This window comes from Halorubrum lipolyticum DSM 21995, assembly GCF_000337375.1.
In the GTDB taxonomy this organism is placed as follows: domain Archaea; phylum Halobacteriota; class Halobacteria; order Halobacteriales; family Haloferacaceae; genus Halorubrum; species Halorubrum lipolyticum.
In genome coordinates, this window is record NZ_AOJG01000041.1 from 233295 (window position 1) to 251180 (window position 17886).

Consider the following 17886-nt stretch of genomic DNA (forward strand, 5'->3'; position numbering starts at 1 on the left):
CTCTCCACTTCAGGAGGGACAGCTATGAGTAGCAAGACGAATCCGAAACTACAGAACCTCATCGCCGATCTGAAGTCGGTCTCGCGCGATTCCGGTGCCAACGTATGGCAGGACATCGCCGCCCGACTGGAGAAGCCACGGCGCACGCACGCTGAGGTCAACCTGGGTCGCATCGAGCGGTACGCTCAGGAAGACGAGACGGTCGTCGTCCCCGGCAAGGTGCTGGGCAGCGGTGTGCTCGAAAAGAACGTCACCGTCGCCGCCGTCGACTTCTCGGGCACCGCCCGTACGAAGATCGATCAGGCCGGCGAAGCGGTGTCGCTCGAACAGTTCATTGAACAGAATCCCGAAGGGAGCAACGTCCGGGTGATCCGATGAGTCTCGCGAAGATCGACGCGGACGTCGTCGTCGACGCCCGAGACTGCATCCTCGGTCGCGTCTCGTCGAAGGTCGCCCAGCGCGTCCTCGACGGCGAGACGGTCGCCGTTGTCAACGCCGAGCGCGCGGTCATCACCGGTAACGAGGAGGCGACGATGGAGACGTACCACACCCGCGCGGAGCTCGGCTCCGACAGCGGGCCGTACTACCCCAAGCGCCCCGACCGGATCTTCAAGCGTGCCATCCGCGGCATGCTGCCGTACAAGACGGAGGACGGCCGCGAGGCGTTCTCGAACGTGCGCGTGTACGTCGGGAACCCCTACGAGCGCGACGAGGACGTCGAGAGCGTCGTCCTCGACGGCACCTCGCTCGACCGCCTCTCGAACATCAAATTCACGACGCTCGGGGATATCTCCGAGTCTCTGGGAGCCAACGTCACATGGTAACTAACACCTCAGGCAAGAAGAAGACGGCCGTCGCCCGCGCCACCGTGCGCGACGGCGCCGGTCGCGTTCGCATCAACTCCCAGCCAGTCGAGCTGGTCGAACCGGAGCAGGCGCGACTCAAGATGCTGGAGCCGTTCCGCATCGCGGGCGAGGAGCTCCGCGACGGCGTCGACATCGAGGTCAACGTCGAGGGCGGCGGCTTCAGCGGCCAGGCCGACGCGACGCGGACCGCCATCGCGCGCGGTCTCGTCCAGCACCTCGGCGACGCCGAGCTGCGCGACGCGTACATGAACTTCGACCGCACGCTGCTGGTCAACGACGTGCGCCAGTCCGAACCCAAGAAGTGGGGCGGACCCGGCGCGCGTGCCCGCTACCAGAAGTCCTACCGCTGAGGTGATCCAGTCATGATGATCCCCGTCCGGTGTTTCACGTGCGGCAACGTCGTGGGTGAACACTGGGAAGAATTCAAGGAGCGCGCCCGCGAGGGCGACGAGGACCCGGGCGAAGTGCTCGACGACCTCGGCGTCGACCGGCACTGCTGCCGCCGAATGCTGGTCAGCCACCGCGACCTCGTCGACGTCGTCTCACCGTACCAGTAAACCATGTCAGGACAGCGATACAATCGATACGAGAAAGCACGGATCCTCGGCGCGCGAGCGCTGCAGGTGTCCTACGGGGCGCCCGTGCTGATCGAGACGGACCAGACGGAGCCGATCCTCGTCGCCGCCGAGGAGTACGACGCGGGGGCGCTTCCGTTCACCGTTCGGAGGGAATCCAACTAATGACACGAATCACCAGCATCTCGCTGCGTCGCGTGCTCGACTCGCGCGGAAACCCCACCGTCGAGGCCGACGTGCTCACCGAGTCCGGCGGCTTCGGCCGCGGGGCGGCCCCCAGCGGGGCCTCGACGGGCGAGTACGAGGCGATCGAACTGCCCGCGAACGAGTCCATCGCGAAGGCCCGCGAGCACGCGGTCCCTCGCCTCGAAGGCGTCTACGCCGGCGACCAGCGCGCCGTCGACAGCGCGCTGCGCGCCGCCGACGGCACGGACGACTTCTCCGCGATCGGCGCCAACAGCGCGGTCGCCATCTCGATGGCGGCCGCGAAGGCCGCCGCCGACGTGCTCGGCGCGCCGCTCTACCAGCACCTCGGAGGCGCGTTCCGCGGCGAGAACTTCCCCGTTCCGCTCGGCAACGTCGTCGGCGGCGGGGAGCACGCCAAGGAGGCGACCCACATTCAGGAGTTCCTCGCGGCGCCCGTCGGCGCGCCCAGCGTCTCGGAGGCCGTCTTTGCGAACGCCGCGGTCCACGCGGCGGTCGCGGACGTGCTCGACGAGCGCGGCGTGCCGGCCGCGAAGGGCGACGAGGGCGCGTGGGCGCCCCCCATCTCGGACGCCGACGCGTTCGAGGTCGTCGACGAGGCGGTCGACCGCGTCGAAGACGACGTGGGCTTCGAGATCCGCTTCGGTCTCGACATGGCCGCAGCAGAGCTGTACGACGACGACAGCGAAGCGTACGTCTACGGCGACGAGACGAAGTCGACCGACGAGCAGGTGGAGTACGTCGCCGGCCTCGTCGACGAGTACGACCTCGCGTACGTCGAGGACCCGCTCGACGAGAACGATTACGAGGCGTTCGCGGAGCTGACCGACCGGGTCGGCGACCGGACGATGATCTGCGGCGACGACCTGTTCGTCACCAACGTCGAGCGGCTCCAGGAGGGGATCGACGTCGGCGCGGCCAACAGCATCCTCATCAAGCCGAACCAGATCGGGACGCTGTCGGACACGTTCGACGCGGTCGAACTCGCCGCCCGCAACGGCTACGAGACGGTCATCTCCCACCGTTCGGGCGAGACCGAGGACACCACCATCGCACACCTCGCCGTGGCGACCGACGCCGGGTTCATCAAGACCGGCACGGTCGGCGGCGAGCGCACCGCCAAGCTGAACGAACTGGTCCGCATCGCGGACGACGCGGTATGACGGACCGACACCACGCATGAGCGAAGACAACGACGCGGTCGAACTCGACGACGACGCGGAGACCGAGGCGGTCGACGCGGCGGTCGAGGAGGAGGCCGACACGACCGAGGAACCGACCGCCGACGCGGCCGCCGATGAGGCGTCCGCCGACGCCGAAACCGAGGCACCCGCCGACGCCGAGAGCGCGGCCGCCGACGCGGCCGCGGAGGAGACGACGGACGACGCCGCGGACGAGGAGGACGCCTCCCCGTTCGACGACGACGTCATGCCCGACGACGACGTCGACCTGCTGATCCCCGTCGAGGACTACCTCTCCGCCGGTGTCCACATCGGGACCCAGCAGAAGACGAAGGACATGGAGCGGTTCATCCACCGCGTTCGCGACGACGGCCTGTACGTGCTCGACGTGAGCACGACGGACCAGCGGATCCGCACCGCCGCGGACTTCCTCGCGAACTACGACCCCGAGCAGATCCTCGTCACGTCCTCGCGGCAGTACGGCCGGTTCCCGGCCGAGAAGTTCGCGGACGCCATCGGCGCCCGCGCCCGCACGGGACGCTTCATCCCCGGCACGCTGACGAACCCCGACTACGCCGGCTACATCGAGCCGGACGTCGTCGTGGTCACTGACCCCATCGGCGACGCGCAGGCCGTCAAGGAGGCAATCACCGTCGGTATCCCGGTGATCGCGATGTGCGACTCCAACAACCAGCTGTCGAACGTCGACCTCGTCATCCCGACGAACAACAAGGGCCGACGCGCGCTGTCGGTCGTCTACTGGCTCCTCGCCAACGAGACGCTTGACCGCCGCGGCGCCGACACCGTGTTCGCCCTCGACGACTTCGAGGACGAACTGTAGGCCGTTTCGACGTCGAGTTCGACTTTTCGCAAACGCTCTGATTGGTCCCGAGCGGCGGCGATCGCGCGAGATCGGCTCGAAAACGGACCGCGGCTACTGCCTACAACAGATCGATCGTCAGCGGGTAGCTCCACACCTCGCCGTCGGCCGCCTTCACCGCGGCGATGACGACGAACACGAGGTCGATGAGGCCGAGCAGCGGGAGCAGCAGAATCCCGATCCCGACGAGGATCAGGATTCCGGCGATAATCGAGTAGATCGTGAGCCAGATCTGCCAGTTGATCGCTTTGCGCGCGTTCGACTTCACGAACTCGTCGTCGGTGACGAGAAGGACCACGAGCGGCCCGATCAGCCACGTGAACAGCGCGAGAATATGCGTGATGGCCGCCATGGAGGTGTTTCCGTCGGTGTGACCGTCGCCTGCCGCGCCGGCGTCCGTCGTCTCCGGTGTGGAGGACATGGGGCCGAGATCCGGCGCCCGGTAGTTAATTGTTTTCGCAGCTCTCTACGCAGCCGGCGTCGATTCGCCGTCCGCGTCGTCCGCGTCTGTGTCGCCCGCGTCCTCTTCCGCCTCCGGTACGTCGTGGGTCCATCGAGACTCGATCTCCCGGTTCGCCAGCACGACCCGATCGCCGGCGTCCGTGTCGATTCTAGTCTTCCGGAGCTCGATGGCGGCAACCGTTCCGGTCACGCCCTTCGCCTCGACGCGGTACCCCGGGTTGAAGTCGGGGTCGCGGAGGAGGTAGACGCCCGCCACCGTGTCCTCGATCATCTCGGAGAGCGCGTAGGAGACGCCGAGCGCGATGAAGCCGACGGCGGTGCCCAGACTCGCCGCGATGTCGCCCATGCCGAGGATCTTGAGGAACGTCAGCGCGACGCCGAACCACAGGAAGATCGCCGCGAGCGTGACGAGGAGGTCGCCAACGAGCTCGCGGTCGCCGACGTAGAGCCGGTTGATCGAGGTTCGAACCAGAGAGAGCACGATTCGCACGGTCACGTACGCCAGCGCGAGGAAGACCAGCCCCGAGAGCAGCCGCGGTATCGCGACGGCCACGCCGTCGACGAAGTTCGCGATCGACCGCGTCAGAAGCGACGGGAGCGTCGTCATGGCGCGCACGACGGGGGCCGATACCGAAAAGCTGGCGGGGTCGGAGGGGCTTGCCGCTCCGAATACTCCTCTGCTCGCCCCGCCCACAAGCGCAACGCCTGTGAGCACGCGGAGAGAGGGAGTTCGTGTCACCTTCTCCGCCCTAAAAGGCAGAGCTTGTCGGTGGACTCCCGTTCTGGCCGACCCTACTGGGTGGCAGGCGAGTAGCCGCCGTTCACGTTCAGCGTCCCCGACTTTAGGGCGAGGTGAGTGATCGCCCCTCCGTGCGGAGACTTTTGCCCCGCACGGAGTAGTCGAAACCCGATGTTCTTCGCCGCGTTGTAATCCGCGTTGACCTCGTACCCACACTTCTGGCAACAGAACCGCGTTTGCGACGGACGATTCTCGTCCAGCGTCGTCCCGCACTTCGAGCACCGTTTGGACGTGTACGCCGGGTCTACCTGCATGGCGTCGATGTCTTCCGCTTCGGCCTTGTATGCGGTATAGTCGTACAAGCGGCGGAATGCCCACGCATGGAACTTCTTTGCGCCCGGCATCCGATCGCGGATGCCCGTCAACTCCTCGAACGCTATCTTGTCGCACCCGTGTGCGACCGCCTCTTGGACGATGGCTTTCGAGATTCGGTGGAGGTAATCCTCTACCCACCGCGTCTCTCGGTTGCCCATCTGATCAATAGTTCGATGGGCCGACTCCGTACCCGTCCGTTGCAGGTCGCCGCGCACGCGCTCGTGCTCCCGGCGACGGTGGGCGAGGTAGTCGCCGCTCCAGAACTGTCCGGTCGACGTGACGGCTATCTGTTCGATACCGAGGTCCACGCCGAGGACTGTGCTGTTCTCGGCGTCGCCTTGGTCCGGTATCTCGGACTCCACGTCGGCCTTCGTTCCGATGTGGAGGAAAAAGGTGTCCGTCGCGTCGCGGTACTGAAGCGTCGCACCCGTGAGTTCGTACTCGTCGTTGCGGAGGTACTTGGTGTGCGGGTTGTCTCCCTCCGGCGGGAGGACGTATTCGGCTTCGATACGTCCGTTCACCGTGGAGAGGGACACGTGATCATCGTGGAACGTCGCACTCCGTTTGTCGTACCGGATAGAGGGCGTCGTGAAGTGTGGTTGTGACGCCTTCTTGCCGCGCTTCCACCGAGCGACGACGCCCTTGATGGCTTCGGCGGCCTTGCTGCGTGCAGATTGAACGAGATTTGCTTGGAGGCGCGTCTGTTCGCGCACGTCCGAGTACGTTCGGTCATGAAGCTTGGTCTTGGAGGTGGGCTTGTAGTCGTCTTTCCATGCGTCTTTGACGACGTAGTTACACGCCCACAGATACTCCTCGATGGTTTCGTGGAGGAGAGTCGCGTCGCTGTCGTCTACGTCGAGTTTGACGACGACCGTGCGACGCACCTCCGCCATATTTCATATGTAGTGAAGTAGATTTATAATAATTCTGCTCGTAGTGGGGAGTATGTCAGCAACCGAGAGTAGCGTAGATTCGCACCGTGTCACGTTCCTCCCCGCCGTGAACGTCGGGGTTTCCCATTTGTAAAAAGATGACCGTCTGTGAAGCGCCGGGGAAGGTGTACCTCTTCGGCGAACACGCCGTCGTCTACGGCGAGCCCGCCGTGCCGGCGGCGATCGAGCGACGCGCCACCGTGACCGCCGAACCCCGGGAGGACGACCACGTCCGCGTCGAGGCCGAGGACCTCTCGCTCGACGGGTTCACGGTGGAGTACTCCGGCGGAACCGGGGACCGCCCCGACGTGGACGTGCCGACCCCGCTGGTCGAGGCCGCGATGGGGTACGTCGACGCCGCGGTCGAGCAGGCGCGGGACGCGGCGGACGCCCCCGACGCCGGCTTCGACATCACCGTCGAGAGCGACATCCCGCTCGGGGCCGGGCTCGGCTCCTCCGCGGCCGTCGTGGTCGCGGGGATCGACGCCGCAACGCGCGCGCTGGGCGATCCCCTCGACCGCCGGGAGCTGGCCGACCGCGCGTACCGCGCCGAACACGAGGTGCAGGACGGACAGGCCTCGCGCGCCGACACGTTCTGCTCGACGATGGGCGGCGCGGTCCGCGTCGAGGGCGACGACTGCGAGCCGATCGCGGCGCCGAACCTCCCGTTCGTCGTCGGCTTCGACGGCGGCGCCGGCGACACCGGCGAGCTCGTGGCCGGCGTCGGTGAGCTGCGCGAGGAGTACGGGTTCGCGGCCGACACCGTCGGGTCGGTCGGCGACCTGGTCCGGACCGGTGAGACCCTGCTCGCCGACGCCGCCCCCGAGGAAGAGACGTCGCCGGAGCTGCTCGCGGAGCTGGGCGAGCTGATGGACTTCAACCACGGCCTCCTTGCCGCGCTCGGCGTCTCCGCCCGCTCGCTCGACGCGATGGTGTGGGCCGCCCGCGACGCGGGCGCGCACGGCGCGAAGCTCACCGGCGCGGGCGGCGGCGGCTGCATCGTCGCGCTCGACGCGAGCGACGCGACCGAGACCGCGCTCTCCTTCACGCAGGGCTGTGAGGAGGCGTTCCGCGCGGAGCTGGCGACCGAGGGCGTTCGGGTGGTTGAGCCGTGACGGGAGACGGCACTGGTCCGGGCTCCGACGCGGACCCCCCGATCGTGCTCAAGCTCGGGGGGAGCCTGATCACGGAGAAGGACCGTCCCGAGACGCTCGACGGTGACGCCCTCGACGCGGCCTGCGACGCGGTCGCGGGCGCGCTCGCCGACGGCGCGGTCGAGCGGCTCGTCGTCGTCCACGGCGGCGGGAGCTTCGGCCACCACCACGCCAGCGAACACGGCGTGTCGACGACCACGGGAACCGACGACGCCGTCGCGGTGACGGACATCCACGGCGCGATGGCCGAACTGAATCGGGCGGTCCTCGACCGGCTGCAGGAGCGGGGCGTCCCCGCCGTACCGGTCCATCCGCTCTCGCTCTCGGCCCGCCCGGACGGGGTCGACGGCGACCTCGACCTCCCGCTCTCCTCGACCGTGACGCTGCTCGGCGAGGGGTTCGTCCCCGTGCTCCACGGCGACGGCGTCGCGACCGCCGGCGAGGGGGTCACCGTCGTCTCCGGGGACGAGCTTGTGGTCGAACTCGCCGTCGGGCTCGGCGCGCGGCGGGTCGGCGTCTGCTCGACGGTCCCGGGCGTCCTCGACGGCGACGGCGCGGTGCTCCCGTCGATCGACTCGTTCGAGTCGGTCGCCGACGCGCTGGGCGCGAGCGACGCGACCGATGTGTCGGGCGGGATGGCCGCGAAGGTCCGGGAGCTACTGGCGCTCGACGCGCCCGCGTACGTGTTCGGCGCCGCGGGGCTGGCGCCGTTCCTGCGCGGCGAGGACGCCGGGACGCGGATCGACTAGGCCGGGCCGTCTCCGACCGGTTCGGCCCCGCGGACGATACACACGTGGCCCCCGTCGGTCGTGTGGGTGAGCACGAGCCGCTCGCGCACCCGTCCGCCGTCGACGCAGTCGACCGTCGCCTCCCCGGTCCAGTATCCCTCCTCGGTCACGATCGGCAGGATCTCGTCGGTGAACCGCTCGATCTCGTCCTCGGGGTAGAACCGCTTCCAGTGCGTCCCGACCAGCGTCTCACGGTCGATCCCGTACACCGAGGCGTACGCCTCGTTGGCGAAGAGGTAGGTCCCCTCGGCGCCGAGGATTCCGATCGGCTCGCTGGCGGCCTCCAGCGCGGCGATGCTGCGTTCGACCTGTCGGCCGAGCCGATAGCGATCGACCGCGTTGCGGAGCCGGTTGACGAGCATCTCGAACTGGTCGGCGCCGCTCCCCTTCTGGAGGTAGTCGGTGACCCCGGCCGAGATCGCCTCGCTGGCGACCTCCTCGCTCCCCTTCCCGGTGAAGAGGACGAAGGGGAACTCGGGAGCGACCTCGCGGACGCGTTCGAGGAAGTCGATGCCGGTCCCGTCGGGGAGGTCGTAATCGCAGACGACGGCGTCGAACGCGTCCTCGTCGAACCGCTCCGTGGCCGCCGCCACCGTTCGGACGGCCTCGTGGTCGATATCTCGGTCGAGGCGATCGATATACGTCGCGGTGAGGTCGGCGAACGCGGGGTCGTCTTCGACGTGGAGCAGCCGGGTCGTCGCCGTCGGCTCCGTCCCGTCGTGCATATCGGAACGCGACTCCGTCACACCATAAGCACTTCGAGGATCGGAACCGACTGGGAGCGTGACCCCCGGACGGCGACGCTCTCGGGTCCGTACAGAACCCTTATTCGACCCACGACCGTCCCTTCGGACATGAACGAAGCGGACGTGCGGGAGCGGCTCGCGGACGTGGGAGATCCCGACCTCGGCGACGATATCGTCTCGCTCGGGCTGGTGAACGACGTCGAGGTGGACGATAGCGAGATTCGCGTCTCGCTCGCGCTCGGCGCCCCCTTCTCTCCGCACGAGTCCGCGATCGCTGAGGACGTGCGGGACGCGCTCGCGGACACCGGCCTCGACGTGGAGCTGTCGGCGTCGATCCCGAACAAGCTGGACGCGGACGAGCAGGTGCTCCCGGGCGTCAAGAACGTGATCGCGGTCGCCTCCGGGAAGGGCGGCGTCGGCAAGTCGACGATGGCCGTCAACATTGCGGCGGGGCTTTCGGCGCTCGGCGCCCGCGTCGGTCTCTTCGACGCCGACGTGTACGGCCCCAACGTGCCGCGGATGGTCTCGGCCGAGGAGCGCCCGCAGACCGACGGCGAGACGATCGTCCCGCCCGAGCGCTTCGGCGTGAAGCTGATGAGCATGGACTTCCTCACCGGGGAGGACGACCCCGTCATCTGGCGCGGCCCGATGGTCCACAAGATCATCACCCAGCTCGTCGAGGACGTGGAGTGGGGCGATCTCGACTACCTCGTGATGGACCTGCCGCCCGGCACCGGCGACACCCAGCTCACGATCCTCCAGACGCTCCCGCTGACGGGCGCCGTGATCGTCACGACGCCCCAGGAGGTCGCGCTCGACGACGCGGTGAAGGGGCTCCGGATGTTCGGCAAACACGACACGAACGTGCTCGGGATCGCCGAGAACATGGCCGGCTTTCGGTGTCCCGACTGCGGCGGCTTCCACGAGATATTCGGCTCCGGCGGCGGGAAGGCGTTGGCGCAGGAGCACGAGCTCCCCTTCCTGGGCGGCGTCCCGCTCGACCCCGCGGTCCGCACCGGCGGCGACGACGGCGAGCCGGTCGTCTTAGAGGAGGGCGAGACCGGGGACGCGTTCAGGGTGATAGTGGAGAACGTCGCGAACAACGCCGGCGTGGTGCGCCGACGCGGGGTGAGCGAGGGGCGATGAGCGGGGGGAATGGAGCAGACGAGGGCGGTGAGGAAGCCGAGCGCGCCGGGGACGAGGACGACCCCGCCGACCCCCTCGACGCCGCCGGCGTCGACCCGGTCGTCCCGGCGTCGGCCGCGGACGCGGCCGCCGGGGAGTTCCCCGACGACGACGAGATTAGAGAGTTCCTCCGCGACATCGCCGCCGACGTGCGCGGAGACAGCTCCGAGAGCCAGCAGCTCTCCGCGATCCTCTACCGCGTCTCGGACCTGTACGACCCCGACGAGCAGACCTCGCCGGAGGAGATCTACCTGAACGTCCGGCACATCATGCGGATCAAAGAGCAGGGCGGGATCGAGCGATAAGGCGGGGTTGGTAGTTAGGTAGCAGGCTGAGAGGTTTTCATCGATCGTTTTTAAATGGGTGCTACGGGTGCTGCGGTGAACATCTCCAAAGGCCCAGCCGCTCGCTTATAAGCGGCCGACAGTGGATCGGCGGTGAAGACCTCCAAAGTCCCAGCCGCGAGGACTCGCGCGGCTCGGTGCGCTTCTCAGTCGCTCGTTTCACTCGCTCCCTGCGGTGCTTCCGTCGCCGTGCTTCGCCCTCGCGGCAGCGAGGCGCTTCGCGCCTCTGGAAGCCGGCGGCGTTGCCGCCGGCGACTGCCCTTTTGAGTCCCACCCACCCGCAACCGCACCGCACCTCACCTCACGCCTCCCCAGCCTCGTCGATGGTCCTCCGCTTCGCTCCGGACCACCGACTCCCTCGCGCGTGCGACTCGCGCCCGATGGGCGCTCATCGGCACGCGCCACCGCAGTTCATTTATAAAATCTTGAGTCATAATTTCGGCCTCACTCGCTTGTTCAAACCCGCTCATCGAGCACCGTCTCGTCGCCGTGGCGGACTTCGACGCGCTCCGGAACGGCCGCCTCCGTGAACGCGACGGCGATCTCGTAGGGATGCGTTTGACCGATATCGGAGCACGGACCGCCGTCCCAGTCCGGGTCGTCCTCGGTGGTCAGCCGGAGCAGCAGGCGGTCGGCGTCGAGGGTCGCCTCGATCAGGTCGACGCGGTAGCAGTCGCGCGAGCCGGCGAGCAGGCGTCCCCTGACGGTGAGGCGCGGCGGTTCGGCGTCGACCGCGCGAAGCAGGACGGCGGCGTCCCACGGACTCGGCTCGCCGGAATCGAACTCGGCGGTGTGTTCGCGCCGGAGGGTTACCTCGGCGCCGTCGACGGTCTCGGGAATCTCGCCCCACGGCGGCGTGGGACAGCCGGCGAGCGAGGCGGTCGAGACGGCGGCCGCGGTCGCGAGGAGGGCCCTGCGTCGCATGCGTGGAGGCGACTCGGCCGCGGAGGAATACTTTGTGGCGGCCGGAACCCCATTGATCGATCGTTTCATACTGATAGCACGTCTCACGGTGACACACATGAGCGACGACCGGATTCCCGTGACCGTCCTCAGCGGGTACCTCGGCGCCGGGAAGACGACGCTGGTGAACCACCTGCTCGCGAACCCCGGCGACAGGCGGATCGCCGTCATCCTGAACGACATGGGCGAGGTGAACGTCGACGCGGAGCTCGTCGCGCGCGAGAACGACGAGGAGGGGATCGTCGACCTCTCGAACGGCTGTATCTGCTGTCGGCTGCAGGACGACCTGCTGAGTGAGGCCGCGGCGCTCGCCGAGTCCCGGGAGTTCGACTACCTCCTCGTGGAGTCGTCGGGCATCTCCGAGCCGATCCCGGTCGCGCGGGCGTTCACGGAGGGGACCGAGGACTCGGAGATCGACCCGACCGAGCGCTTCCGGCTCGACACGATGGTGACCGTCCTCGACACCTACGGGTTCTGGAAGGAGTTCGACGCCGGCGAGAGCCTGCCGGGAGACGGGGAGCCGGCCGCCGATCGTCCCCTCGCGGACGTGCTCGTCGAGGGGATCGAGTTCTGCGACGTGCTCGTGCTGAACAAGACGGACATGGTCCCCGACGACGTGCTCGACGAGATCGAGTCGGTCGCGGACCGGCTCGGCCCGCGCGCGAAGCGGATCCGGACCAGCTACTCTGAGGTCGACCCCGGCGACGTGCTCGACACGGGGCGGTTCGACTTCGAGACGGCCAAGCGGTCGCCGGGGTGGAAGCGCGAAATCGTCGAGAGCGAGGGCGGAGACGAGGGCGAGGAGGGAGAAGACGGTCACGCGCACGGCCACGACCACGCCGCGGGCGCCGCCGCGGCTCACGGGGTCGACTCGTTCGTCTACCGCTCCGGCGACGCCCTCGACCCGGAGCCGTTCGCCGACTGGCTCGCCGACTGGGACGGCGCCATCGTGCGGGCGAAGGGCGTCGCGAACGTCGCGGGCACGGACGAGGTGATCGGCGTGAGTCAGGCCGGGCCCTCGGTGCAGGCGGGTCCGATCGGCGAGTGGGGACCCGACGACGACCGCCGCACCCGACTCGTGTTCATCGGGAGCGAGATGGACGAGGCGCGGATCCGCGGGGAGCTCGACGAGTTGGCCGCGGCCGACGCGGAGGAGGCATCGGCGGTCGACGTCTTCCCCCTCTAAGGCGGCGAGTCAGATCCCCAGCTCCGCCTGCAGATCGTCCCACTCCTCGTGGAACCCGTGGGCGGACTCGGTCTCGGCGCCGACCGCCGACTGGTAGACGTCGTCGTACTTCAACAGCTCCCCCCAGCCGTCGTGGAACGCCCAGTTGCAGTACTTACACATGCGAGTGCCCACGTGAGGGAGCGACATACCGGTTTCGGCGATGCGGGCGGAGCGCGGCGCCCCGCGGCCGTCGGCGAGGTCGCACCTCCCGAGCGCCGACAGAGTGAACGTCGCTCGTGCCGTACGGTACCTATAGACGCGGATCGACCGCGACGAGACACTCATGGTCACCTACAGGCGCGGCGGACACGTTCAGGGGAGCGACGAGGCGGTCGAACGCATCTGCGACCACTGCGATTGGCACTGCGTCGCCGACGGGTACCCGGAGCTGATCGGGCGGTACCAGTCGCACCTCCGCGACGAGCATCCGAAGGCGTGGCTCCGGGCCTGACTGTCGGAGCGATTTAAAAAGATCGGAACGGCGAGGGCGAGGCGGCGCCTCGGTATTTCGGCGATTCAGGGCTCGAGCAGGACCTTCGTGACGCCCTCCTCGCGGGCGTCGAACGCCTCGTACATCTCCGGCGCCTCGTCGAGGTTGACGCGGTGCGAGACGACCCAGCTCGGGTCGGCGCGCCCCTCGATGATCATGTCGCGGAGGTACCGGTTGTACGCCTTCACGTTACACTGGCCCGTGCCGCACTTGAGCCCCTTCTCGAAGAACTTCCCGAAGTCGATGCCGAGCCGCCCCTGCGCGGCCATGTCGTCGGGCGCGCCCGGGTCCTCCGGCACGTACAGACCGGGAATTCCCAGCTCGCCCGTCGGTCGGACCACGCGGATGAGGTTGTTGATCACGACCGCCGGGTTCTCCTTGGCCGGCTGGTAGGAGTAGTCCTCCGTCGCGGTGTCGACGTCGTCGGGGTCGGTCGCCTGGTACCCGACCGCGTCGACGCCCTTGTCGACCATTCCGCCGTGCTCCTCGAGGATCTGGTCGACCGGGTCGCCCTCGGAGAAGTCGATCGCGTGGGCGTCGCAGTGCTCCTCGGCCAACTCCAGCCGGCTCGGGACCTGGTCGACGACGTAGATCTCGGCGGCGCCCTTGATCTTCGCGCTGTAGGCGGCCATCAGGCCGACCGGTCCGGCGCCGAAGATGGCGACGGACTCGCCCGACTCGAGGTTCGCCAGCTCGGTGCCGTGCCACCCGGTCGGGAAGATGTCCGCGAGCAGCGAGAACGCGTCCTCGTGTTCGCGTCCCTCGGGCAGCTTCAGGGCGTTGTGGTCCGCGTACGGGACGCGCAGTTTCTCGGCCTGTCCGCCCGGATACGGCCCCATCGCGACGTACCCGTACGCGCCGCCGGCGAAGCCGGGGTTGACGTTGGTACAGAAGCCGGTGTACCCCTCCTCGCAGTTCTGACAGAACCCGCAGGAGACGTTAAACGGCATCACGACGCGGTCTCCCTCCTCCAGCGTCGAGACCGCCTCGCCGACCTCGCTCACGATCCCCATGTTCTCGTGACCGAAGACGATCCCCTCCTCGGCCGCGGTTCGTCCCTCGTACATGTGGAGGTCGGATCCACAGATACACGAGGTCGTGATGTCGACGACGACGTCGTTCGGGTGTTCGATCTCCGGGTCGTCTACCTCTTCGACGGCCACGTCGTACGGGCCTTGATATACAACAGCTCTCATGTGTGATCCGTGTGATCGGTAGGCGTCTGGTATTCTAAATGTTTTTACATTATAGTATACTGTTAATAAATTGAGTCATAATTCAATTACTAGCGAGTCGTTCTCGCGCTCCCGTGGGCGACGAGAAGGGGTCGGTCGCCTCCGTCGATCCCCGCGATCGAACCGCTCCAGTTCGGGCCATCTTCCGTAATGACTATGGCCGGCCCCGAGGAACCGAGAGGTATGGACTGGCCACACGACCCCGACGGCGAACAGGGGAGCGAGGGCATGCGGCAGTACGGGCACGCGGTGCTCGCGAAGAAGATCGACGAGGGCGAGGACTTCCCGCTGTCGGCCGCCGACTACGTCGAGCAGTACGGCGACCACCCGATCCGGATCGACTTCGAGACGGTCGTCTCCGTCGAGGAGATCTTCGAGAACGTCGAGAAAGCGGAGTTCGCTGACTTCGTCGAGTTCCACCAGGAGCTCGGGCGCGCGATGCGAGAGAACGGCTACTGGTTCTACGAGGGCGCCGAGCAGTTCGTCGACGGCAGCGCGTAGCGGTTTCCGTTCTCTCACCGACTCTCGCCGGCGGACTCCTCCCGATTCTCGATCTCGATCCGACCCTCGATCTCGGGATCGATCCCGCGTTCGCGGGCGTAGTCGGCGAGCACCTCGTACTGGATGCCGGCCTCGTCGATCCGGTGGCGCTGTGCGAGCGTCGGGAACTCGTGTTCGGAGTGGAGCAGGTACTCCGAGACGGCGACGGTGTAGCGCGTCTCCGGATCGATCGGCTCGCCGCCGACGGTGGCTTCGAGGATCAGTTCGGCGTCGTCGTCCCAGACGACCCGCGCGTTCGAGACGTGACCGTGCCACCAGTCGTCCTCGCCGAAGTCAACGTCGGGGGCGGCCATCTCCCGGAGCACGTCGTGGAGTTCCGCACCCGTCACCGAGGTGAGCGTCACGGGCTCTTCGAACGGGATCAGGCTGATCAGGTCGGCCTTCGTCACGTCGCCCGCGAGGGGGTCGCCCTGTCGGAGCCCGCCCGCGTTCGAGAGCCCCACGTCGGCGTCGAGCGCCCAGCGGAACGCGTCAGCGACGAAGTTGCCGACGCGGCACTCGCCGCCGTGGACCACGTCGCCCGCGCGCTCTATCGGCTCGTCGACGCGGCCGACGGCCTCGTCCAAGTCCGCGGCGGCCATCCGCTCCGCGAGCGCGTCCGCGAGCCCGGCGACCGGCTCGGCGCCGTCCGGCCCGTGGAGGGCCGCGGTGGGGGCGGCGCTTTCGCCGCCGCCGTCCCCCGCCTCGGCGTCCCCCGACCCGCCGAAGTCGACCTCGACGACGGCTTCGCCGTTGACTCCCGGGCGGACCAGCAGGGTGTCCGCGACGACCTCGTTACGCGGGCTGTGGACGTGGCCGCCGAGGATCGCGTCGACGTCGAGCTCGCGGGCGAGGTCGTCGTCGCCGGCGCCGAGGTGCGAGAGGACGACGGCGTAGTCCAACTCGTCGCCGCTCTCCGCGACATCGGCGCGCATCTCGGCGAGCGCGTCCCGCGCGGCGGCGACGGGCTCGTCGAACGTGAGGTCGGCCGCCATGGGGTTCAGCGAGTCGGTCGCGGGGTCGGTGACGCCGACGAAGCCGACGGTCGCGCCGTCGATCCGGCGGGCCGTCCACGGGACGACGCCCTCCTCGCGGCCGAAGGGGTCGCCGTTCTCGTCGCGGACGTTCGCGGAGACGAAGGTCGCGGGCGCGTCGGTGACGAGCCCGCGGAGCGAGTCCGGCCCGTAGTCGAACTCGTGGTTGCCGAACGTGTCGAGGATCGTGTCGGTCGCGGCGTAGAAGTCGAGTATCTGCCGGCCGGTCGCGACCAGCGAGAGGACGCCCGGCGCGGTCGTGTCGCCGGTGGCGACGACGGCGGCGTCGGGCCCGGAGAGGTCGCGGATCCGGCCGGCGAGGCGGGCCGCCCGCTCGGGGGCGTCGAAGACGTTCTCGATGTCGGAGTAGTGAACGAGACGGACCATTCGATGTGCGAGCGGAGGGGCGAGCGACGCTTAAAAAACGCGGAGTCGCAGCGACGGTCGACGCGGCGTCGACCGCGGTCGGATCGCCGGGAGTCCGGTGACGGGGCGCCGACCTGCGAGAGCCCCGTGATCCCCGCTCGCACACGCGCAGGACATTGAAAGCGCTTTTATGGGTGTCCGGACTACGTCGGGTCACAGCCTCTGTGGGGTTGATGATGTGCCGTTCCGATAGGGACCGACCACGGGACGGACACGCGAGCCCGCACGGAGGATAGGTGAACAACACATGCCCGTTTACGTAGACTACGACACCCCAGCCGACCTCGCCGAGCGATCGCTCGAAGCGCTCGAGGTCGCCCGAGACACCGGTACCGTGAAGAAAGGAACCAACGAGACCACGAAGGCCGTCGAGCGCGGCAACGCCGACCTCGTTATCGTCGCCGAAGACGTCTCCCCCGAGGAGATCGTGATGCACCTCCCCGAACTCGCCGAGGAGAAGGGCATCCCGGTCGTCTTCGTCGACACCCAGGACGAAGTCGGCCACGCCGCCGGCCTCGAAGTCGGCTCGGCCGCCGCCGCCGTCGTCGACGCCGGCGACGCCGCCGACGACGTCGAGGACATCGGCGAGAAGGTCGCGGAGCTCCGATAACCACCCATGAGCGCAGAAGAGGGCACCGGCGACTCGACGACCGCGGAGGTCATCGAGGTCGTCGGCAAGACCGGGATGCACGGCGAGGCCATGCAGGTCAAGTGCCGCATCCAGGAGGGATCGAACCAGGGACGGATCATCACCCGGAACGTCCTGGGCCCCGTCCGCATGGGCGACGTGCTCCAGCTCCGGGAGACCCAGCGCGACGCCGACTCAATCGGAGGGCGATAACCAATGGTCGAGACACGAACCTGCGACTACACCGGCGAGGAGATCGAGCCCGGCACGGGCACGATGTACGTGAAGACGAACGGACAGATCCTCCACTTCGTCGACTCGAAGGCGGAGAAGAACTACTTCCTCGGCCGCGAGGCGCGCGACCTCGAGTGGACCGAGGAAGGGCGCAACCAGGGTGGCGAGTAGATGAGTCACCACGACGAGCGCACCTTCGTGATGGTGAAGCCCGACGGCGTGCAGCGCGGTCTCATCGGCGAGATCGTCTCCCGCTTCGAGGAGCGCGGTCTGAAGCTCGTCGGCGGCAAGTTCATGCGGATCGACGAGGACATCGCGCACGACCACTACGGCGAGCACGAGGACAAGCCGTTCTTCGACGGCCTCGTCGAGTTCATCACCTCCGGCCCCGTCTTCGCGATGGTGTGGGAGGGCGCGGACGCGACCCGACAGGTCCGCGCGATGGTCGGCGAGACCGACCCCGCCGAGTCCGCCCCGGGCACGATCCGCGGCGACTTCGGCTTAGACCTCGGCCACAACGTGATCCACGCGTCGGACCACGAGGACGAGGGCGCCAACGAGCGCGAGATCGACCTGTTCTTCGACGAGGACGAGCTCGTCGACTACGGCCTCGACACCGCCGCGTGGGTGTACGAGGACGAGCAGCACTGAACGTCGACGCGGTTTTCTGTTTCGCG

The 17886-nt window shown here is 68.1% G+C and carries 26 protein-coding genes; 18 read left to right on the top strand and 8 right to left on the bottom strand.

Going from position 1 to position 17886, the window contains the following annotated elements:
* Positions 1-24 precede the first annotated feature (24 nt).
* From C469_RS15890 to rpsB, 7 genes are read left to right on the top strand one after another with little or no spacing between them, the layout of a single operon-like run.
* Positions 25-378 (top strand): 50S ribosomal protein L18e, encoded by a 354-nt coding sequence (locus C469_RS15890; protein ID WP_008008421.1) that lies wholly within the window; start codon positions 25-27, stop codon positions 376-378.
* Complete coding sequence (locus tag C469_RS15895) at positions 375-824, top strand: 50S ribosomal protein L13 (protein ID WP_008008423.1); 450 nt, start codon at positions 375-377, stop codon at positions 822-824. The genes C469_RS15890 and C469_RS15895 overlap by 4 nt, the downstream gene beginning before the upstream one ends.
* Positions 818-1216 carry a 30S ribosomal protein S9 gene (locus tag C469_RS15900; protein ID WP_008008425.1) on the top strand — a complete coding sequence of 133 codons (399 nt, stop codon included), beginning with the start codon at positions 818-820 and terminating at the stop codon, positions 1214-1216. Before C469_RS15895 ends, C469_RS15900 begins: the two co-directional genes overlap by 7 nt.
* A gap of 12 nt (positions 1217-1228) precedes the next feature.
* A complete protein-coding gene (locus C469_RS15905; RefSeq protein WP_006628058.1) occupies positions 1229-1423 on the top strand; it encodes a DNA-directed RNA polymerase subunit N in 195 nt (64 codons plus the stop codon).
* Between the two features lie 3 nt (positions 1424-1426).
* Positions 1427-1606, top strand: a complete 180-nt coding sequence (locus tag C469_RS15910; protein ID WP_008008427.1) for a DNA-directed RNA polymerase subunit K — start codon at positions 1427-1429, stop codon at positions 1604-1606.
* Positions 1606-2808 carry a phosphopyruvate hydratase gene (gene eno, locus C469_RS15915; protein WP_008008429.1) on the top strand — a complete coding sequence of 401 codons (1203 nt, stop codon included), beginning with the start codon at positions 1606-1608 and terminating at the stop codon, positions 2806-2808. The genes C469_RS15910 and eno overlap by 1 nt, the downstream gene beginning before the upstream one ends.
* A gap of 16 nt (positions 2809-2824) precedes the next feature.
* Positions 2825-3667, top strand: a complete 843-nt coding sequence (gene rpsB, locus C469_RS15920) for a 30S ribosomal protein S2 (RefSeq protein ID WP_008008431.1) — start codon at positions 2825-2827, stop codon at positions 3665-3667.
* Positions 3668-3767: 100 nt separating this feature from the next.
* Here rpsB and C469_RS15925 read toward each other — a convergent pair whose 3' ends face one another.
* From C469_RS15925 to C469_RS15935, 3 genes are all read right to left on the bottom strand, one after another.
* The gene (locus C469_RS15925; protein ID WP_008008433.1) at positions 3768-4127 is read right to left on the bottom strand and encodes a DUF4870 domain-containing protein; all 360 of its coding nucleotides are present in this window, start codon (positions 4125-4127) and stop codon (positions 3768-3770) included.
* A gap of 45 nt (positions 4128-4172) precedes the next feature.
* Entirely contained in the window at positions 4173-4775 is a 603-nt protein-coding gene (locus C469_RS15930; protein WP_008008436.1) for a mechanosensitive ion channel domain-containing protein, read from the bottom strand.
* A 185-nt stretch (positions 4776-4960) separates the two neighbouring features.
* Positions 4961-6175: an RNA-guided endonuclease InsQ/TnpB family protein gene (locus C469_RS15935; protein WP_008008437.1), complete on the bottom strand. Its 1215-nt coding sequence runs from the start codon at positions 6173-6175 to the stop codon at positions 4961-4963.
* 137 nt (positions 6176-6312) lie between these two features.
* On the opposite strand from C469_RS15935, the gene mvk reads away from it, so the two are divergent.
* Positions 6313-7329 carry a mevalonate kinase gene (gene mvk, locus C469_RS15940; protein WP_008008440.1) on the top strand — a complete coding sequence of 339 codons (1017 nt, stop codon included), beginning with the start codon at positions 6313-6315 and terminating at the stop codon, positions 7327-7329.
* Positions 7326-8117, top strand: a complete 792-nt coding sequence (locus C469_RS15945) for an isopentenyl phosphate kinase (protein WP_008008442.1) — start codon at positions 7326-7328, stop codon at positions 8115-8117. The genes mvk and C469_RS15945 overlap by 4 nt, the downstream gene beginning before the upstream one ends.
* On the opposite strand, the gene C469_RS15950 is transcribed toward C469_RS15945, so the two are convergent.
* Positions 8114-8881, bottom strand: coding sequence for a response regulator (locus C469_RS15950; RefSeq protein ID WP_008008444.1), 768 nt, complete (start codon positions 8879-8881; stop codon positions 8114-8116). The two genes, C469_RS15945 and C469_RS15950, sit on opposite strands and share 4 nt — an antisense overlap.
* A gap of 129 nt (positions 8882-9010) precedes the next feature.
* On the opposite strand from C469_RS15950, the gene C469_RS15955 reads away from it, so the two are divergent.
* Both C469_RS15955 and C469_RS15960 read left to right on the top strand, forming a co-directional pair.
* Entirely contained in the window at positions 9011-10048 is a 1038-nt protein-coding gene (locus C469_RS15955; protein WP_008008446.1) for an Mrp/NBP35 family ATP-binding protein, read from the top strand.
* Positions 10045-10392 carry a hypothetical protein gene (locus tag C469_RS15960; RefSeq protein WP_008008448.1) on the top strand — a complete coding sequence of 116 codons (348 nt, stop codon included), beginning with the start codon at positions 10045-10047 and terminating at the stop codon, positions 10390-10392. The genes C469_RS15955 and C469_RS15960 overlap by 4 nt, the downstream gene beginning before the upstream one ends.
* A 495-nt stretch (positions 10393-10887) precedes the next feature.
* Here the strand turns inward: C469_RS15960 and C469_RS15965 are convergent, their stop codons facing one another.
* The gene (locus C469_RS15965) at positions 10888-11355 is read right to left on the bottom strand and encodes a hypothetical protein (protein WP_008008450.1); all 468 of its coding nucleotides are present in this window, start codon (positions 11353-11355) and stop codon (positions 10888-10890) included.
* Between the two features lie 97 nt (positions 11356-11452).
* Between C469_RS15965 and C469_RS15970 the strand changes: the two genes are divergently transcribed.
* Entirely contained in the window at positions 11453-12580 is a 1128-nt protein-coding gene (locus C469_RS15970; protein ID WP_008008452.1) for a CobW family GTP-binding protein, read from the top strand.
* Positions 12581-12589: 9 nt separating this feature from the next.
* On the opposite strand, the gene C469_RS17320 is transcribed toward C469_RS15970, so the two are convergent.
* Positions 12590-12742, bottom strand: a complete 153-nt coding sequence (locus C469_RS17320) for a hypothetical protein (RefSeq protein ID WP_008008454.1) — start codon at positions 12740-12742, stop codon at positions 12590-12592.
* Positions 12743-12905: 163 nt separating this feature from the next.
* On the opposite strand from C469_RS17320, the gene C469_RS17325 reads away from it, so the two are divergent.
* A complete protein-coding gene (locus C469_RS17325; protein WP_008008456.1) occupies positions 12906-13073 on the top strand; it encodes a hypothetical protein in 168 nt (55 codons plus the stop codon).
* A gap of 65 nt (positions 13074-13138) precedes the next feature.
* Here C469_RS17325 and C469_RS15975 read toward each other — a convergent pair whose 3' ends face one another.
* Entirely contained in the window at positions 13139-14308 is a 1170-nt protein-coding gene (locus C469_RS15975) for a glutathione-independent formaldehyde dehydrogenase (RefSeq protein ID WP_008008458.1), read from the bottom strand.
* A 222-nt stretch (positions 14309-14530) separates the two neighbouring features.
* Between C469_RS15975 and C469_RS15980 the strand changes: the two genes are divergently transcribed.
* A complete protein-coding gene (locus C469_RS15980; RefSeq protein ID WP_008008460.1) occupies positions 14531-14848 on the top strand; it encodes a DUF5785 family protein in 318 nt (105 codons plus the stop codon).
* A gap of 14 nt (positions 14849-14862) precedes the next feature.
* On the opposite strand, the gene C469_RS15985 is transcribed toward C469_RS15980, so the two are convergent.
* Positions 14863-16308 (bottom strand): bifunctional metallophosphatase/5'-nucleotidase, encoded by a 1446-nt coding sequence (locus C469_RS15985; RefSeq protein ID WP_008008463.1) that lies wholly within the window; start codon positions 16306-16308, stop codon positions 14863-14865.
* 286 nt (positions 16309-16594) lie between these two features.
* Here C469_RS15985 and rpl7ae point away from each other — a divergent pair, with 286 nt between their 5' ends.
* From rpl7ae to ndk, 4 genes are read left to right on the top strand one after another with little or no spacing between them, the layout of a single operon-like run.
* On the top strand, positions 16595-16957 hold the full coding sequence (gene rpl7ae / locus C469_RS15990; protein WP_008008465.1) for a 50S ribosomal protein L7Ae: 363 nt from the start codon (positions 16595-16597) through the stop codon (positions 16955-16957).
* A gap of 6 nt (positions 16958-16963) precedes the next feature.
* Positions 16964-17188: a 30S ribosomal protein S28e gene (locus C469_RS15995; protein ID WP_004046478.1), complete on the top strand. Its 225-nt coding sequence runs from the start codon at positions 16964-16966 to the stop codon at positions 17186-17188.
* A 3-nt stretch (positions 17189-17191) separates the two neighbouring features.
* Positions 17192-17380 (top strand): 50S ribosomal protein L24e, encoded by a 189-nt coding sequence (locus tag C469_RS16000; protein ID WP_008008468.1) that lies wholly within the window; start codon positions 17192-17194, stop codon positions 17378-17380.
* Positions 17381-17860 (top strand): nucleoside-diphosphate kinase, encoded by a 480-nt coding sequence (ndk, locus tag C469_RS16005; RefSeq protein ID WP_008008470.1) that lies wholly within the window; start codon positions 17381-17383, stop codon positions 17858-17860. It abuts the gene before it with no gap.
* Positions 17861-17886: the final 26 nt, after the last annotated feature.